The following is a 16,020-nucleotide window of genomic DNA, read 5'->3' on the forward strand; positions in this document are numbered from 1 at the left end:
GCGGGATTGCCGTCCGCGCTACGCGAGTTTTACGAATAGTATGGAAACCTGGGCGCCGACGGTGTCGGTACCCGATGTGCCCGATGTTGTGTTGGATTGGCGGTTGCGCAATTCGATACGCGCCCCGTGCTCATCCATGATTTTCTTCACCATGGCCAAGCCCAATCCTGTGCCCTTGGCTTTGGTCGTGACGTACGGCTCGAAGGCGCGGTTGAGGATGCGGGAAGAGAACCCGCCGCCGTTGTCCGCGATCGCAAGCCGCACGGCCTGCCGCCGCGCGCCCGAAGCGTCGTCGTATTCTACCGTGTCAGTTTGCAACGTGACATGCGGAGCGGGTCGCCCTGCCGCTTCATTCTCCGCTACGGCGTCCTGCGCATTCTGCAGCAGGTTGTGGATGACCTGGCGCAGTTGCGTCGGGTCACCCTTGATGAGCGGCAGATTGGCGCCCAGCTTGGCCTCGATGACGGGGTGATCGCGGCGGTCAGGGTGATCGATGCCGTACAGGTGCAGCACCTCCGCGGCAAGCGCGTTGAGGTCCAGCTCCTGCAGCATGGCCGGCGGCGTGCGGGCGTAGTCGCGGAAGTCATCGACCATCCGCTTCATCGCCGACACTTGGTTGACGATGGTGGTGGCGCCGCGTCGCAACACCTCGGCGTCGGCGTCCGACAGCTTGGGTGAAAGCTTCATCTCCAGACGCTCGGCCGAGAGCTGGATGGGCGTGAGCGGATTCTTGATCTCGTGCGCGAGGCGCCGCGCAACCTCGCCCCACGCCACCGAGCGCTGCGCGGAGATCACGTCGGAAATATCGTCGAACACGACCACATAGCCGCGCTCGGTGCCGTGCGCGCCCACCGACGGGCCGGGCAGGCGCGTGCCGCGCACCAGCAGCGTGAGGGGTTCGTCTTCGTCTTCGAGCGGAATTTCGACCTGCTTCTGCCAGTGGGCCACTACGCCGCCGGCGGCTGTACTTGCGTCTTGTTCAGCGAAGGCCTGTTCGACCACCGGCGCGAAGGCTGCCACCGGCGTGATGCTGGTCAGCGCCTGGCCGACCCATGCGCCGAAGGGCTGTTTGAAGATGCGCTCGGCACCCGGGTTGGCAGTCAGCAGTACGAAGCGATGGTCGAACACGAAGACGCCCGCGGTCAGGTTGGTCAGCACGCTCTCAAGATAGGCTTTCGATTGCTCGAGTGCCGCCCGATTCTGCTCAACGGCGCGGCGCGCGTCGGCGAGCTGGCGCGTCATCTGGTTGAACTGCTGGGTGAGTACACCGAGTTCGTCGCGCGTATGCAGTTCCCGCTTGGGCGAGAGATCGCCTTCGGCCACTTCGCGCGTGCCCTGGAGCAGCATTAGCAGCGGCCGTGCCAGCTGTGCGCCGAGCAGCAGGGCGAGCATCACCGCGATAAACACCGCCAGGAACAGTGTGAGCGTAAGCGTGCCGATGTACATCTTGCGCAGACCGGTGCGGCCGAGCGCTTTCTCCTGGTATTCCTGGTAGGCGCGCTGGACGGCATCGGCATTGCGGGCGAGCGCCTGCGGCACCGGTTGTACGAGCTGCAGGAAGCGTTCGTCGCGGCCGCTCTCGCCGATCAGGCCGAAGCCGCGCGAGGTGCTGCCGCCATCTTCCGGTCGGCGGTCTGCCAGCAGGCCCGTGCCGGCCCATTTGCGTGCCGGCGTGCTCAGCCCCAGCGCGGACTCGTCGCGGGACGACGTGCCCAGTGCCACCACCACATGCAGTTGGTAAAGATCGCTGCGGTGGCCGTTGTTGCGCGGCGTGGGTGCGGAGGCGGCCGGCGCGGAGGCGCTATCGGTTTCGGTATCGCTGCCGCCTTCCAGGCTGGCGTAGCCGCCCGGCGCGCGGGCCTGCTCGAGCACAGCCTGGCCGGGCAGGTTGGGGACGAGCGTGTCGTAGGTGTTTGACGCGGTGGCAATCACGCGGCCGCTGGCCGTGAAGATAGTCGCCTCCTGTACGCCGAACTGCTCGCGCAATCGATTGAGCGTGATGGCCGTAGCCGAGGCGGACCCATCGCCCACCTGCTCCGCGATCAGGCGACCCTTGTTCTGCAGATCGGCCAGCGCCGTGTCCATGGTCGAGCGGCCGAGGTTCAGGCCCGCCTCCAGCGCCGATTCGACCTTCACGTCGAACCATGACTCGATACTGCGCGACACGAACTGCAGCGACACCAGGTAGATCAGCACCCCCGGCAGGACGCCCACCACGCCGAAGAATACCGCCAGCTTGGTCATCAGCCGCGTGCCGAACTTGCCGCGCCGCGCGCGTAGCGCGAGCGCCAGCATCAGCCCACCGATGATGACCACCAGCAGCACCCCGATGACGAGGTTGACCTTGTAGAGCAGCGTGAAATACCGGTCGAAGAACTCGGTGTTGGCCGATGCGGCAGCCAGCAGGCCCACCAGCACGATCGCCAGGAAGACGATGGTGCCCGCCACCACCTGATAGAGCAGCCGCTTGTAGCTGCGATCGAAGATCATTTGGCGGGAGCCAGCAGCGGGCCGGTGCTGGACGGGCCGGCGCTCATGCCCCAGCCCGGATTGGGCGACAGGCCAGACGAACCGGAAGCCGGCGGGGACGATGCCGGTGTGCTGGCCGGTGGCGCAGCAGGCACGGGCGCCGGGGCCGGCGGCGGCTCATTCGGCACCAGCAGGTTGAAGCGCTTCCATTCGGAGCTGAGATTCCAGTCACGCGTGTTGACGGCGTTGATCTGGAACGGCTTGGGCAACTGCGTCACGTCCAGGCGCATGCGCACTTCCGCCTGCACGGTTTCGCCGGCCTTGACGGCGCGCTGTTCGAACACGCGCCAGCCGCGTACATGCTGCATGAAGTCGACGGCGTCTTTCAGGCGCGAGAACGGCACCTGCAGGCCGCCGGTCGATACCCGGTATTGGCGTGTGAGCGGGTGATACGACAGTCGCACCACGCGCGTGGCGCTGATGGCGTGGTCATCGAACCAATACCAGCGCGGGCGGATCAGTTCGAATTCGACGAGGAAGTAGAGCGCGATGCCCTTGTTCACTGCGTCTTCGAGGTTGCTGGGCAGGTCGAAGTCGAAATCAGCGGAGAGGTTCCAGCCGCCGTCGGCGTATTCGAGCTGGGCCCGGTTGATTTCGATGGACTGTGCGGGCGCCGCGACCGGCCACCAAAGCAGCATGCCCAATACGACCAGCGCGACCAGCCGTTGCAGAATCTGCCGGAACCGGGTTTGCAGCAGCCGGATCGATGGGCGAAGGATGACAGTCACAACGGTCGGTGCATCAAGGCCGTTTCTGGAAAACCGCGTAAAAGAAGCCGTCGTGATCGAGCGGCAAGGGCGACGCGCCGGCGTCGAATCCGCTGGTCTGCGCCGCGTCGGGCGAGACCGGCAGCAACTGGCCGGGCGCGTGCAATCGTATCGCATCTTCCAGATGGCGTTCAAACCATCGGGCCTGGTCCTCGCCTTCCGTCGGAAAAATCGAACAGGTGACATAAAGCAACTTGCCACCCGGCTTCAGGCATGCCCACAAGGCGCGCACGATGTCGCGCTGCAGCCCGGCCAGCGCCTTGAGGTCGGCGGGTCGGCGCAGCCAGCGGATGTCCGGATGGCGCCGCACGATGCCGGCGGCCGAGCACGGCACATCGGCCAGGATGCGGTCGAACGGTCGGCCGTCCCACCAGGTGTCGGGTTGGGCCGCATCGCCGACGCAAATGGTGGCGGTCTGGTGCAAGCGCGCAAGGTTCTCGCTAATGCGCACGGCGCGCACGGCATCCGACTCGAGCGCCGTCACGTCCAGGCGGTCAGTCAGCTCAAGCAGATGGCCGGTCTTGCCACCGGGTGCGGCGCAGGCATCGAGCACGCGCTGGCCGGGTGCCACGTCGAGCAGCGTTGCCGCCAGTTGCGCACCGGCGTCCTGCACGGAGACATCGCCGTCTGCAAAACCCGGCAGTTCGGAAACGGGGACGGCGCGCGCAAGGCGTACGGCCTGTTCGCCGATGCGCTCGGCGTCGATGCCGGCCTCAGCCAAGCGTGCGAGATACGCGTCGATGGCAATGCGGCGCGGGTTCACGCGCAGAACCATCGGTGGGCGGCGGTTGCCGGCGGCCAGGATGGCTTGCCACGCGTCAGGATACGCGCTGCGTACGGCGTCGATCCACCACGTTGGGTAGTTGGTGGCGGCCGACGGATCCGCCTGCATATCCGCCACCAGCGCATCTTGCTCACGCAGGAAGCGGCGTAGCACGCCGTTGACCATGCCCTTGCCGTGCGAAAGCTTCGGATCAGCCGAGGCCGCCGTCACGGTCTGGTCGACCACGGTGAATGGCGCGTACGGCAGCGGGTCGTCCAGCAATTGTGCGAGCGCCACGCGCAGCAGATTGGCGGCGCCTTCGGCGGGCGGGCGCGGGATCAGCGTGCGGATCAGCCAGTCGGTGCTGCCGAGCCAGCGCGTAGCGCGGTAGGCGAGATCCTGGACGGCACCCCGCACCGGGGCGGGCTGGCCCTGGCATACGGCGTCGATGGCCTGGGGCAATGCCATGCCCTGCCGCAGCTTGCCCAGGGCGGCGGCGGCAAGCGACAAGGCGTGGGCGAGGGAATCGGGCGGCAGGCGCATCGGGCAGCAGGAAATCAGGCAGACAAAATGCAACGAGCCCGCGGTGGGCGGGCTCGTGCGGACTGCGGAAGTATAAAGGAAGCGCCCCGTCGGGCTGCCGCTTTTACGCCGGATATTGCCCCGTCTGCGCCATCTGCATCAGGCGCGCGATGCGCTCTTCCGTGGCCGGGTGCGTGCTGAACAGGTTGGCCAAGCCGCCGCCGTGCAGGGGGTTCATGATCATCATCTGCGCGGTGGCCGGGTGGGCTTCAGCAGCGGCAAACGGAATGCCGGCGGCATAGCGGTGGATCTTGTCCAGCGCCGAAGCCAATGCCTGCGGGTCGCCGCTGATGGTCGCGCCGCCGCGGTCGGCTTCGAACTCACGCGCGCGGGAAATTGCCATCTGGATCATCGCTGCCGCCAGCGGCGCTAGGATCGCCACCGCAATCCCGGCGATCGGGTTGGCCGGACGGCCTTCGCTGTCGCGCCCGCCGAAGAACACGGCAAAGTTGGCCAGCGCCGAGATTGCCCCAGCCATCGTGGCCGAGATGGTCGAGATCAGGATGTCGCGGTGCTGCACGTGCGCCAACTCGTGCGCCATCACGCCGCGCAGCTCCCGTTCCGACAGGATATTGAGGATGCCGGTGGTCGCGGCCACGGCGGCGTGCTCGGGGTTGCGGCCGGTGGCGAAGGCGTTGGGCTGCGCTTCATCGATCAGGTAGACGCGCGGCATCGGCAGGCCGGCGCGGCCGGCAAGCTCCTGCACCATCCGATAGAACTGCGGCGCGCTGGTCTCGTTGACTTCCTGCGCGTTGTACATGCGCAGGACCATTTTGTCGGAGAACCAGTACGAGAAGAAATTCATGCCCAGCGCGAACAGCAGCGCCAGCATCATCCCGCTGCGTCCGCCGATCATGCCGCCGATGACGATGAACAGCGCAGTGATCGCTGCCATCAACATGAAGGTCTTGATCCAGTTGAACATAGGGGCGTGGCTCCTGTGGGTCTAGGGTTTGACGAGTTCGTTAGATCGCGATAATCGCTGAAAATTCAAGGGTTTGCGCGGGACTTGCGCGATATTTCGCCGCAGATGTCGCTTGACGCATCAACGGGTGGTGAACGCCAGCCGCGCGCCAAGCCCAATGAATGCCGTGCCGACCACGCGATCGAGCCAGCGCTTGATGCCCGGCTTGCCCGCCACGCGGCGCGTGACGCTGGCAGCCACCCAAGCCACCAGGCTGTTCCAGATCGTCGACATGACAATGAACACCGCGCCCAATGCCAGGAATGCCAGCGCCTTGTGGCTGGCGTGTGGATCGACGAATTGCGGGAAGAACGACAGGAAGAACAGCACGACCTTCGGATTCAGCACATTGGTGAGAAAACCCTGCATGAACAGCGACTTGAGCGGACGTGGGCGCTTGACGGCAGAAGCTTCCGCTTGCTGGACGGGGGCGTCGTCGCGCTCGGGCGGCGCCAGCAGCATGCGGCCGCCCAGGTAGATCAAGTACGCCGCGCCCACCACCTTGATGACCGTGAACGCCACGGTGGAAGCCGCCAGCAGCGCCGTCAGGCCGAAGGCGACCGCCAGCACATGCACGCAGCAGCCCGCCGATACGCCCAGCGCCGACAGCAGCCCCGCTGCCCGTCCTTGCGAAACGCTGCGCCCGACGATGTAGGCCGTGTCGGGCCCAGGCGTCACATTCAGCAGAAACACCGCCAGCATGAAGAGCGGCAGATTGACGATGCCCAGCGCAGTCATGGCGAAATCCTCTTCTATATAGATGGCGCGGTTAGCCCCGCGATGCGAAGCGCTGGCCGGGCTCGATGGCCAGGCCTTGCAGGAATTCGCGTGCGGGCAGGCGTTTGCCGCCGGGCTTCTGCAACTGGGTCACGCGTAGCGCGCCGGCGCCGCAGGCGATGGTGACGCCCTCCGCGTTGGCCGCCAGGACCGTGCCGGGTTCGGCATCCGCCGGCCGGTCGGCCAGCGCCTGCGCTTGCCAGAACTTGATCGTCACGCCATCCAGCGCGGCCGATGCGCCGGGAAACGGATTGAACGCATGCACCTGGCGCAGCAGCGCGGCGGCTTGGTGCGACCAGTCCAGCGTGGCTTCGTCCTTGGCGATTTTTTCTGCATAGGTGATGCCTTCGGCGGGCTGCGGCGTGGCGGCCAGCTTGCCGTCTTGCGCCAGCTTGGCGAGGGCGTCTACCACCATGCGCCCGCCGAGCGCGGCCAGCGTGTTGTGCAGCGTTGCTGTCGTGTCGGTCAGGCCGATGGGCACGCGTTCCATGGCGATCATGTCGCCGGTGTCCAGGCCCGCATCCATCTGCATGAGCGTGATGCCCGATTCGGCGTCGCCCGCTTCGATCGCACGGTGGATGGGCGCAGCGCCACGCCAGCGCGGCAACAGCGACGCGTGGATATTGATGCAGCCAAAGCGCGGCAGGTCGAGCACTTCCTGCGGCAGGATCAGGCCGTAAGCGGCAACGACCATCACGTCAGGACGCTGGGCAGCCAGGGCGTCGATGGCTTCGGCGGCTTCCTGTGGATACTTGCCCGTGCGACGCAGGGACGGCGGCTGGAGGATCGGTGCGAACCCATGCGTCACGGCGTACTGCTTGACGGGACTCGCCTGCAATTGCATGCCGCGCCCGGCCGGGCGATCCGGCTGGCTCAGTACGGCAACGACGGGAAAGCCGGCCTGATGGATCGCCGCCAGGGCAATCTGCGCAAATTCAGGCGTGCCGGCAAACGCTACGCGAAGGGTGGACGTCATGGATGGAGAACCGAAAACGAGGGGAGGCGCGCTACACGACAGCGTAGCGCATTGGGTTTAGCGACGGCCGCGATGCGGGGTGTCGGTCAGCGGCACGATGGGCTCGGGCGACGGTAGCGCCTCGGGCACGCCATTGCTGCGCCGCTGGAAGAGCGAGAAGGTTTCGTTGGTGTCGCCCGGGCGGCTGCCGCGCCACACCATTTCCCAATTGTTGCCGTGAGGGCGGCGTCGGGCGTGTTCCGGGCGTTTTTCGAGCACCAGGATCAGGTCGCACGTACGCGCGGTCGGGTTTGGGTGGTGATCGTCGCCGGCACCGCTGTGACCTAGCAGCCATTTGACGGGGCGCACGCCAGTTTCGTAGTGCATCAGTGCGCGTTCGCTTTCGCCCATGCCGCGCGTGGCCACGCAGATCTGCGCAGATTCGAGCACCGGCTTGATCGCCTGGAAGAGCGGGCGGTAGCTGCGGGCGTCATCCACCCAAGGCATCAGCAGGGTGCCGAGCAGGCCCCACACCATGCCCAGGCCTGCCGCCCACGCCACCACGCCGGAGCGCGCTGGTCGCAGCCACACGCAGGCAGCCCACAGCGCCGTAATGCACCCCGCTGCCAACACGGCGACGGGGTGGATCAGCATGTCATATGGCAACGGCAGCACGCGGCCCAGCATTTTGGCCAGCCAGCCCGGCAACAGTTGCCCACCGCTGGTCACGAGCGCGCCCCACACGGCCCAGACCACCAAGCCCAGCGCGCCAAACACCACCACCGCCGCGCCCCATGCACGCGCGCGCCACGCGGGTGCAATCAAGAGCAGCATCGGCGCACCTAACAAAGCCAACGCGGGTTGCAGCGGCATCAGGTACACATCGCGCAGCACGGCCGAGCGCAGCACCACAGCAATCGTGGCCAGCACGAACAACGCAACGACCAAGTGCCCCTGGTACGGCAGTAGCCACGCCGTGCGCGCGCCGTGCCCGCGTTGCCGCACGAGCTTGTACAGCGACACGCCCAACACGGCCACCGCTGGCCATACCGCCGGCGTGCCGGTCAGGAAGATCGATCGGATGGTCGTCGCTAGCGACCCTTTCTCGCCACCCAGATGCGAGAAGCCGAAGAAGCGGCCGAGGTTGTTGACCCAGAACCATTCGATGAACAGGTCCGGCGATTCGCGCCAGAAGATGGCCGGCCAGATCACCAGCCACGGCAACGCCACCAGCAGCGAGAGGCCATAGAAGCGCCATGCCTGGCGGTTGCGGAAATTCGGCAGCAGTGCGATCGCCGCCAGCAGGGTGATCGCGAACAGTCCTGGCACGAGTACACCCTTGCCCAGGAACGCCACACCGATGCCCGTGCCGAACCACAGCGCGGGGCGCAGCACGTCGACGCCCTTTGCGCCCCCGGCTTCGCTCTCTTTGACGAAGCGCACGAGGCCATACAGGGCGATCGCCGTGCCGGCCAATTGCGGGACATCGGCAATGAACTTGTGGACGTGCTCGGCCAGTCCGACGCAGCCGGCAAACAGCAGCAGCGCGCCCAGCGCATAGTCGCGCAGCGCAGCGCCGCCAGCGTCGAGCCCGGCTTCCCGGCGTACAGCCAGCGTCAGACCGGGGCGTCCGCGCGCAAGGTCTGCGCCGACGCGCAAGCGCCAGTCGCGCGCTTCGCTGCGGAGCAGGCGCGCCGTGCGCCAGACCGCCCAGCACGTCAGCGCCATCCAGAACAGCACCGCCACGCGTACCGCTTCGTGCGGCGGCATGTCGGGCAGCGCCAGGGCGGCCAGCGCGCCGGTCCAGTACATCAGCGGGGGTTTTTCGACGAACGGCTCGAAGGCGACGTTGGGGACGACCCAGTCGCCACGCTCGATGATGTTGATGACGATGCCGAAGGAATACGGCTCGTCGGCCTTCCAGGGTGCGCGCCAGAACGTGCCCGCAACAAAATACGCGCACAGCATCAGCAGGACGACGGCGCGCCAATGCCGCACCAGCAGTGCCGACAGGCGGCGCGGGCTGGTGTTCGGGCCTGCGTCAGCGGGAGCGATCGGCATCAGCGGGATGGAGCGAGGGCGCGCGCCGACGTCGGCAGGCATGGGAACGCATTCAACGCTGCGGTACCGCGTCGCGTTGGTGCTTCTTGAGCTTGGAACGGATGCGCGTCTGCTTGAGCGGCGAGAGGTATTCGACGAAGACCTTGCCCATCAGGTGATCCATCTCGTGTTGGATGCACACGGCCAGCAGATCGTCGGCCTCCAGCTCGAAGGTTTCACCCTTTTCGTTCAGTGCACGCACGCGCACGCGAGCCGGGCGGTCCACCTTGTCATAGATGTCAGGCACCGACAGGCAGCCTTCGTCCCAGACCTTGTGCTCGTCACTTGCCCAGATGATCTCCGGGTTGATGAACACGCGCAGCTCGTCGCGCGACTCCGAAACGTCGATGGTGATCACGCGCTCATGCACGTCGACCTGCGTGGCGGCCAGGCCAACGCCGGGCGCCTCGTACATGGTCTCGGCCATGTCGGCCACGAGTTTGCGGATGCGGTCATCCACGACGGCAACCGGTTTGGCGACTTTGTGCAGCCGCGGATCAGGGTATTGCAGGATATTCAGTAGGGCCATGATGCTTGGCAACAACGGTTGCAGAAGGCCACGCTAACGAGGGGTTGCCTTCAATTGCGATCGCTTGGAATGTCATGCAGAATCGGGGGCGCTATCCGCCACATGGCTTAGGAAAAAGCCTGACGAATGTTGGATGCCATACCCCTCTTGCTGCGACGCAGAACTGCGTACAGCTGCGGCGGTGAGGCGTCGAACAGGCACGCGGACCACTCGCCGATTCTTCATAGAATAATGCGCCATCGTAACACACAGATGCACTCTCAGCCCGCCATGCAAACCGCCACGAAAGCGCGCCAGCCTTACGTTTGCGCCCTGTCGGCGGTTGCCGCGGCAGCGCTTTTCTGCATGGGCGCCGCCCACGCCGCCGAGCGCACTGTGACGCCGGCGCAACAGGCGCAGGCCGCGACGGCTGCCCAAGCGGGCATCCCCGAATCCGAACTGTCCGCCACCGCGCCCGCGCAGTACACCGTGCGCCGTGGCGACACGCTCTGGGCAATCTCGGGCAAGTACCTCAAGCGGCCCTACCGCTGGCCCGAACTCTGGGGTACGAACCGTGAGCAAATCCGCAACCCGCATCTGATCTATCCGGGCCAGATCCTGTATCTGCATCACGCCAATGGCCGTGCCTGGTTGTCGAGTTCACCGGCATCTGCGGATGGCAGCACGGTCCGCCTGTCGCCGCATACCCGCGTGTCGGGGCAGGATGGTGATGCCATCTCCAGCATTCCTTCCGCCGCCATCGAGCCCTTCCTGACCCAGCCGATCGTGGTGGATGAAGAAACGCTGGCCACGCCGGCACGCATCTTCTCACTGCCGGAGGGCCGTGTTTATCTGGGCAAGGGCGAAAACGCCTACGCCCGCGGTCTGCCCGCAGGCGAAGGCGGCCAGGCCGGCACCGAATGGCAGGCGTACCGCCCGGTCCGGCCGCTCAAGGACCCGGTGACCGGCAACGTGCTCGGTTATGAAGCCGACTTCCTCGGCACGCTGCGCGTGGTGCGCGCAGCGACCGGGCCGCAGGCAGTGACCAAGGTGGAAGTGCTGTCGTCCAAGGAAGAGATGGGCGTCGGCTCGCAACTGATGCCACTGCCCCCGCGCGTGCCGGTGCGTTATGTGCCGCATGCGCCGGAAGGCGACGTGCACGGCGCGGTCGCCAAGGTCACCGGCGGCGTGCGCTTCGGCGGCACCGACCAGGTGGTTGTGCTGAACATCGGCAGCCAGCAGGGGCTTGAGCCGGGCCACGTGCTGTCGCTGGCGCGCGCTGGCGCCGTCGTGAAAGACGCGACGGCCGGCAATCAGGCCGTGCAACTGCCTGCAGAGCGCTACGGCCTGGCCTTCGTGTTCCGTGTGTTCCCGCACGTAGCCTATGCGCTGGTGACGGACGCATCGAACGCCGTAGAAGTGGGCGACAGCGTCAGCAACCCGATGTCGCCGCAACCTTGAACTACGCGCTAACGCAGTCCTTGATTTGACCGATGCATCTCAGGTCGCGGCGTCCGCCGCGGCCGATTCCACAGCTTCCCTGTCCTGTACACGCGATCCGGCTGAACTGGCCGCGTGGCTGCGTCTGACTGAAACCCCCGGCGTTGGTCCCGTTGCTGCGCGGCAGTTGCTAGCGGCCTTCGGGTTGCCGCAAGACATCTTCGCCCAGCCGTATGCCGTGCTCGCCAAGGTGTTGCCCGAGCGGCAAGCGCGCGCGTTGCTTGCCGAGCCCGACGACACGCTTGCGGCACTGATCGAGCGCACCGTCGCCTGGGTGAACGAGCCCGGTAACGCTATCTTCACGCTGGCCGATCGCGGCTACCCGCCCCGTCTGCTCGAACTGCCGGACCCGCCGACCCTGCTGTACACCAAGGGCGACGCCTCGCTGCTGCGCGCAGCGGCGGTGGGCGTGGTGGGCGCGCGCAGCGCTACGGCAGCCGGCATCGACAACGCGCGGGCGTTTTCCCAGGCGTTGTCGGCGGCGAGCGTGACGATCGTGTCAGGCCTTGCGCTCGGCATCGATGCGGCGGCGCATGAAGGCGCGCTTGCAGGCCCGGGGAGCACCATCGCAGTCGTGGGTACCGGGCTCGATATTGTTTACCCAGCACGCAATCGGGCGCTGGCGCATCGCATTGCCGAGGCTGGCGTGATCATCTCCGAATACCCGCTGGGGATGGGCGCACGCGCCGAGAATTTCCCACGCCGCAATCGCTTGATCTCGGGTTTGGCGCGCGGGTTGCTGGTGGTGGAAGCGGCGGCGCAGTCCGGCTCCCTCATCACCGCGCGGCTGGCGGCCGAGCAGGGGCGTGATGTGTTTGCGATTCCCGGGTCGATCCATTCGCCACTGGCCAAGGGTTGCCACCTGCTGATCAAGCAAGGCGCCAAGCTGGTGGAAACCGCTGCCGATATCCTGGATGAACTCGGCTGGGGGCGTGCTGCCGCGCCGGCTAAGCGTGCGACGCGCGCGGCCCCGGTCGAGGCGCCTGCTGACGCGCCGGTTCTTGCCGCGCGCCCGGCGGCAAGTGCCGCCGAAACCGCGTTGCTCGATGCGCTCGGTTTTGATCCAGTCGATCTGGATACCCTATGTGAACGCACCGGCCAAGCTGCTGCCGCCCTCTCTGCACAGCTTCTGGCGCTGGAGTTGGATGGCCGCGTGGAGCGTCAGCCCGGCGGGCGCTTCCTGCGGCTTCCGTGAAAGCGTGCCTACAATAAGCGCGACCCCTCCGTCACTCCGCTGGTCGCCTAGCGCCTTTTTTCATGCCACTGCTCTCGCCTGACACCGACGCCGCCACGTTGCACACGCGCATTCGCTCGGGGCAACTGCTGGTGGCGTGCCTGTGCGCCGAGTGGTGCGGCACGTGCCGCAGCTATCGCAAGACCTTCACTGAGCTCGCCGAGCGGCATCCGGAATGCTGCTTTGTGTGGGTGGATGTGGAAGATCACGCCGATGCGCTTGGCGATTACGACGTTGAAAACTTTCCGACCTTGCTGGTGCAGCGTGGGAGCGATGTGTTGTTTTTCGGCCCCGTCTTGCCTCACGCCGGTGTTGTTGAGGGATTGCTTTCGCGTGATCTGGGCGTTGCTCCCGCAGTGCCAGCGGCCCCGGACTTGCGAGGCTGGCTGCTGGAATCGGCATGATCGCCGGCCTTGACAACACTAAGCGATGCATGCGCCACTCTATTGCGCCTGAAAAGGAACCGCGCTTATGATTGGCGGCCAAATTTGGGGCCGACTGCTGGTTGATGGCTCCCTGACGGGCACGCTGACAAGCGCCCGCGGCACTTGAAGTCGGCAGGCGTTGCCATAAGACTCTAAAAAAATACGCGAACGGTCGCTATAGAAAAGCGACTTCTTCTTTACCCGATTACTTGCGATCGCCAGGATCCGCTCACATGTCCAAGGCCCTCATCATTGCCGAAAAACCGTCGGTCGCCGCTGATATCGCGCGCGCGCTGGGTGGCTTCACCAAGCACGACGAGTACTTTGAGAGCGACGACTACGTCCTCTCGTCGGCGGTCGGCCATCTGGTCGAGATTGCTGCGCCCGATGAATACGAAGTCAAGCGCGGCAAATGGAGCTTCGCGCATCTGCCCGTGATCCCGCCGCACTTTGACCTGCGCCCGATCGCCAAGTCGGAATCGCGTCTGAAGGTGCTGACGCGGCTGATCAAGCGCAAGGACGTGACCGGCCTGATCAACGCCTGTGACGCGGGGCGCGAAGGTGAACTGATCTTCCGCCTGATCGCGCAACACGCGAACACCAAGCTGCCGGTGAAGCGGCTGTGGCTGCAGTCGATGACGCCGCAATCCATCCGTGATGGCTTTGGCAAGCTGCGCAGCAACGAAGACATGATGCCGCTGGCCGATGCCGCCCGCTGCCGTTCCGAGGCCGACTGGCTGGTCGGTATCAACGGCACGCGCGCCATGACCGCGTTCAACAGCAAGGGCGGCGGCTTCTTCCTGACGACCGTGGGCCGCGTGCAAACGCCCACGCTGTCGATCGTGGTGGAGCGCGAAGAGAAGATCAAACGCTTCGTCCCGCGAGACTACTGGGAAGTGCGCGCTGAATTCATCGCGGCGGCCGGCCTGTACGAAGGCCGCTGGTTCGACCCGAAGTTCAAGAAGAACGAGTTCGATCCCGAGCAGCGCGATTCGCGTCTGTGGAGCGAGGCCGAGGCCAAGAGCATCGTTGCCGCGTGCCGCGACAAGCCGGGCACCGTGACGGAAGAATCGAAGCCGTCGACGCAGATGTCGCCGGCGCTGTTCGACCTGACGAGCCTGCAGCGCGAGGCCAACGGCCGCTTCGGTTTCTCGGCGAAGAACACGCTGGGCCTGGCGCAGGCGCTGTATGAAAAGCACAAGGTGCTGACCTACCCGCGTACCGATTCGCGCGCGCTGCCCGAAGACTACCTGGGCACGGTCAAGCAGACGCTGGATATGCTGGGCGAAAGCTCACCCAACTATCTGACGCACGCGAAGAAGATCCTGGCCAATCAGTGGGTCAAGCCGAACAAGCGAATCTTTGACAACAGCAAGATCAGCGATCACTTCGCCATCATCCCGACGCTGCAGGCACCGAAGAATCTGTCGGAGCCGGAGCAGAAGCTGTACGACCTGGTGGTGCGCCGCTTCCTGGCGGTGTTCTTCCCTGCGGCTGAATACCAGATCACCACGCGCGTGACTGAGGTGGCCGGGCATCACTTCAAGACCGAGGGCAAGGTGCTGGTGAACCCGGGCTGGCTGGTCGTGTACGGCCGCGAGGCGCAGGGCGAAGATGCCAACCTCGTGCCGGTCGCCAAGGACGAGAAGGTCAAGACGGACAAGATCGAACCGGTGGGCCTCACCACCAAGCCGCCCGCACGCTACAACGAAGCGACGCTGCTCTCCGCCATGGAAGGCGCCGGCAAGCTCGTCGACGACGATGCGTTGCGCGAAGCCATGGCAGGCAAGGGCCTGGGCACGCCAGCCACCCGCGCGGCCATCATCGAAGGGTTGCTGACGGAAAAGTACCTCGTGCGCGAAGGCCGCGAGCTGATCCCCACCGCCAAGGCGTTCCAGCTGATGACGCTGCTGCGTGGCCTCGGTGTGGAAGAACTGACGCAGGCGGAGTTGACCGGCGGCTGGGAGCACAAGCTTTCCCTCATCGAGCGTGGCCAGCTGGAGCGCGACGAATTCATGCGCGAGATCGCGCAGATGACGCAACAGATCGTCAAGCGCGCCAAGGAATACGACAGCGACACCATTCCCGGCGACTACGCAACGCTTTCCACGCCGTGCCCGCAATGCGGCCACGTGGTCAAGGAAAACTACCGCCGCTTCGCCTGCAGCCACTGCGACTTCTCGATCAGCAAGATTCCGGGGGGCCGCCAGTTCGAGCTGGACGAGGTGGAGGAGTTGCTGACCAACAAGACCATCGGCCCGCTGCAGGGCTTCCGCAGCAAAATGGGCCGTCCGTTTGCGGCCATCCTCAAGCTGGCGCAAGAAGATGGTCATTGGAAGATGGAGTTCGACTTCGGCCAGAACGACGAAGACGATGGCGAGCCGGTCGATTTCTCGGGTCAGGAAAGCGTCGGCCACTGCCCAAAGTGCAACGGGAGCGTCTACGAGCACGGCCTGAAGTACGTCTGCGAAAACGCCGTGGCGCAGCCCAAGACCTGCGACTTCACCACCGGCAAGATCATCTTGCAGCAGGAGATCAGCCGCGAGCAGTTGGGCAAGCTGCTGGCCGAGGGCAAGACCGATCTGCTGACCGGTTTCAAGTCGGCGCGCACGGGCCGCAACTTCAAGGCGTTCCTGGTCAAGCAGCCGGATGGCAAGATCGGCTTCGAATTCGAGCCGCGCGGCGAAGGCAAAGGCAAGCCCGGCGCCAAGACCGCGGCGAAGAAGACGACCGCTGCGGCCAAGACGCCTGCCGCCAAGAAGGCGCCTGCCAAGACCGCTAGCAAGACGGCTGCCAAGAAGGCCCCGGCGCGCAAGAAGGCTGCTGAAGCCGAGACCGACGAGGAAAGCACCAGCGAGACCTGATCCTGGTTTCGCAGGCACCAACGCAAACGGGAGGACACTGTCCTCCCGTTTT

General features: G+C 65.7%; 12 protein-coding genes. 4 read left to right on the top strand and 8 right to left on the bottom strand.

Going from position 1 to position 16,020, the window contains the following annotated elements; translation table 11 throughout:
* Nucleotides 1–18 precede the first annotated feature (18 nt).
* The 8 genes from BM136_RS18680 to def form a co-directional block, all read right to left on the bottom strand.
* The gene (locus BM136_RS18680) at nt 19–2,490 is read right to left on the bottom strand and encodes a sensor histidine kinase (protein ID WP_092974000.1); all 2,472 of its coding nucleotides are present in this window, start codon (nt 2,488–2,490) and stop codon (nt 19–21) included.
* A complete protein-coding gene (locus BM136_RS18685) occupies nt 2,487–3,257 on the bottom strand; it encodes a DUF4390 domain-containing protein (protein WP_092974004.1) in 771 nt (256 codons plus the stop codon). The genes BM136_RS18680 and BM136_RS18685 overlap by 4 nt, the downstream gene beginning before the upstream one ends.
* Before the next feature lie 13 nt (nt 3,258–3,270).
* Entirely contained in the window at nt 3,271–4,602 is a 1,332-nt protein-coding gene (gene rsmB, locus BM136_RS18690; RefSeq protein WP_092974007.1) for a 16S rRNA (cytosine(967)-C(5))-methyltransferase RsmB, read from the bottom strand.
* 103 nt (nt 4,603–4,705) lie between these two features.
* The gene (gene htpX / locus BM136_RS18695) at nt 4,706–5,566 is read right to left on the bottom strand and encodes a zinc metalloprotease HtpX (RefSeq protein ID WP_012436834.1); all 861 of its coding nucleotides are present in this window, start codon (nt 5,564–5,566) and stop codon (nt 4,706–4,708) included.
* Nucleotides 5,567–5,686: 120 nt separating this feature from the next.
* The gene (locus BM136_RS18700) at nt 5,687–6,343 is read right to left on the bottom strand and encodes a LysE family translocator (protein WP_092974010.1); all 657 of its coding nucleotides are present in this window, start codon (nt 6,341–6,343) and stop codon (nt 5,687–5,689) included.
* A 31-nt stretch (nt 6,344–6,374) separates the two neighbouring features.
* Nucleotides 6,375–7,358, bottom strand: a complete 984-nt coding sequence (gene fmt / locus BM136_RS18705) for a methionyl-tRNA formyltransferase (RefSeq protein ID WP_092974013.1) — start codon at nt 7,356–7,358, stop codon at nt 6,375–6,377.
* 57 nt (nt 7,359–7,415) lie between these two features.
* A complete protein-coding gene (locus BM136_RS18710; RefSeq protein WP_092974016.1) occupies nt 7,416–9,440 on the bottom strand; it encodes an ArnT family glycosyltransferase in 2,025 nt (674 codons plus the stop codon).
* A gap of 10 nt (nt 9,441–9,450) precedes the next feature.
* Entirely contained in the window at nt 9,451–9,966 is a 516-nt protein-coding gene (def, locus tag BM136_RS18715) for a peptide deformylase (RefSeq protein ID WP_092974019.1), read from the bottom strand.
* 252 nt (nt 9,967–10,218) lie between these two features.
* On the opposite strand from def, the gene BM136_RS18720 reads away from it, so the two are divergent.
* From BM136_RS18720 to BM136_RS18735, 4 genes are all read left to right on the top strand, one after another.
* Entirely contained in the window at nt 10,219–11,406 is a 1,188-nt protein-coding gene (locus tag BM136_RS18720) for a LysM peptidoglycan-binding domain-containing protein (protein ID WP_092974021.1), read from the top strand.
* 25 nt (nt 11,407–11,431) lie between these two features.
* Nucleotides 11,432–12,640: a DNA-processing protein DprA gene (gene dprA, locus BM136_RS18725; RefSeq protein WP_092974024.1), complete on the top strand. Its 1,209-nt coding sequence runs from the start codon at nt 11,432–11,434 to the stop codon at nt 12,638–12,640.
* A 62-nt stretch (nt 12,641–12,702) separates the two neighbouring features.
* Nucleotides 12,703–13,083 (top strand): thioredoxin family protein, encoded by a 381-nt coding sequence (locus BM136_RS18730; RefSeq protein WP_092974027.1) that lies wholly within the window; start codon nt 12,703–12,705, stop codon nt 13,081–13,083.
* A gap of 254 nt (nt 13,084–13,337) precedes the next feature.
* Nucleotides 13,338–15,968: a DNA topoisomerase III gene (locus BM136_RS18735; protein ID WP_092974030.1), complete on the top strand. Its 2,631-nt coding sequence runs from the start codon at nt 13,338–13,340 to the stop codon at nt 15,966–15,968.
* Nucleotides 15,969–16,020 lie beyond the last annotated feature (52 nt).

Source organism: Ralstonia sp. NFACC01 (assembly GCF_900115545.1).
Taxonomy (GTDB): Bacteria; Pseudomonadota; Gammaproteobacteria; order Burkholderiales; family Burkholderiaceae; genus Ralstonia; species Ralstonia mojiangensis.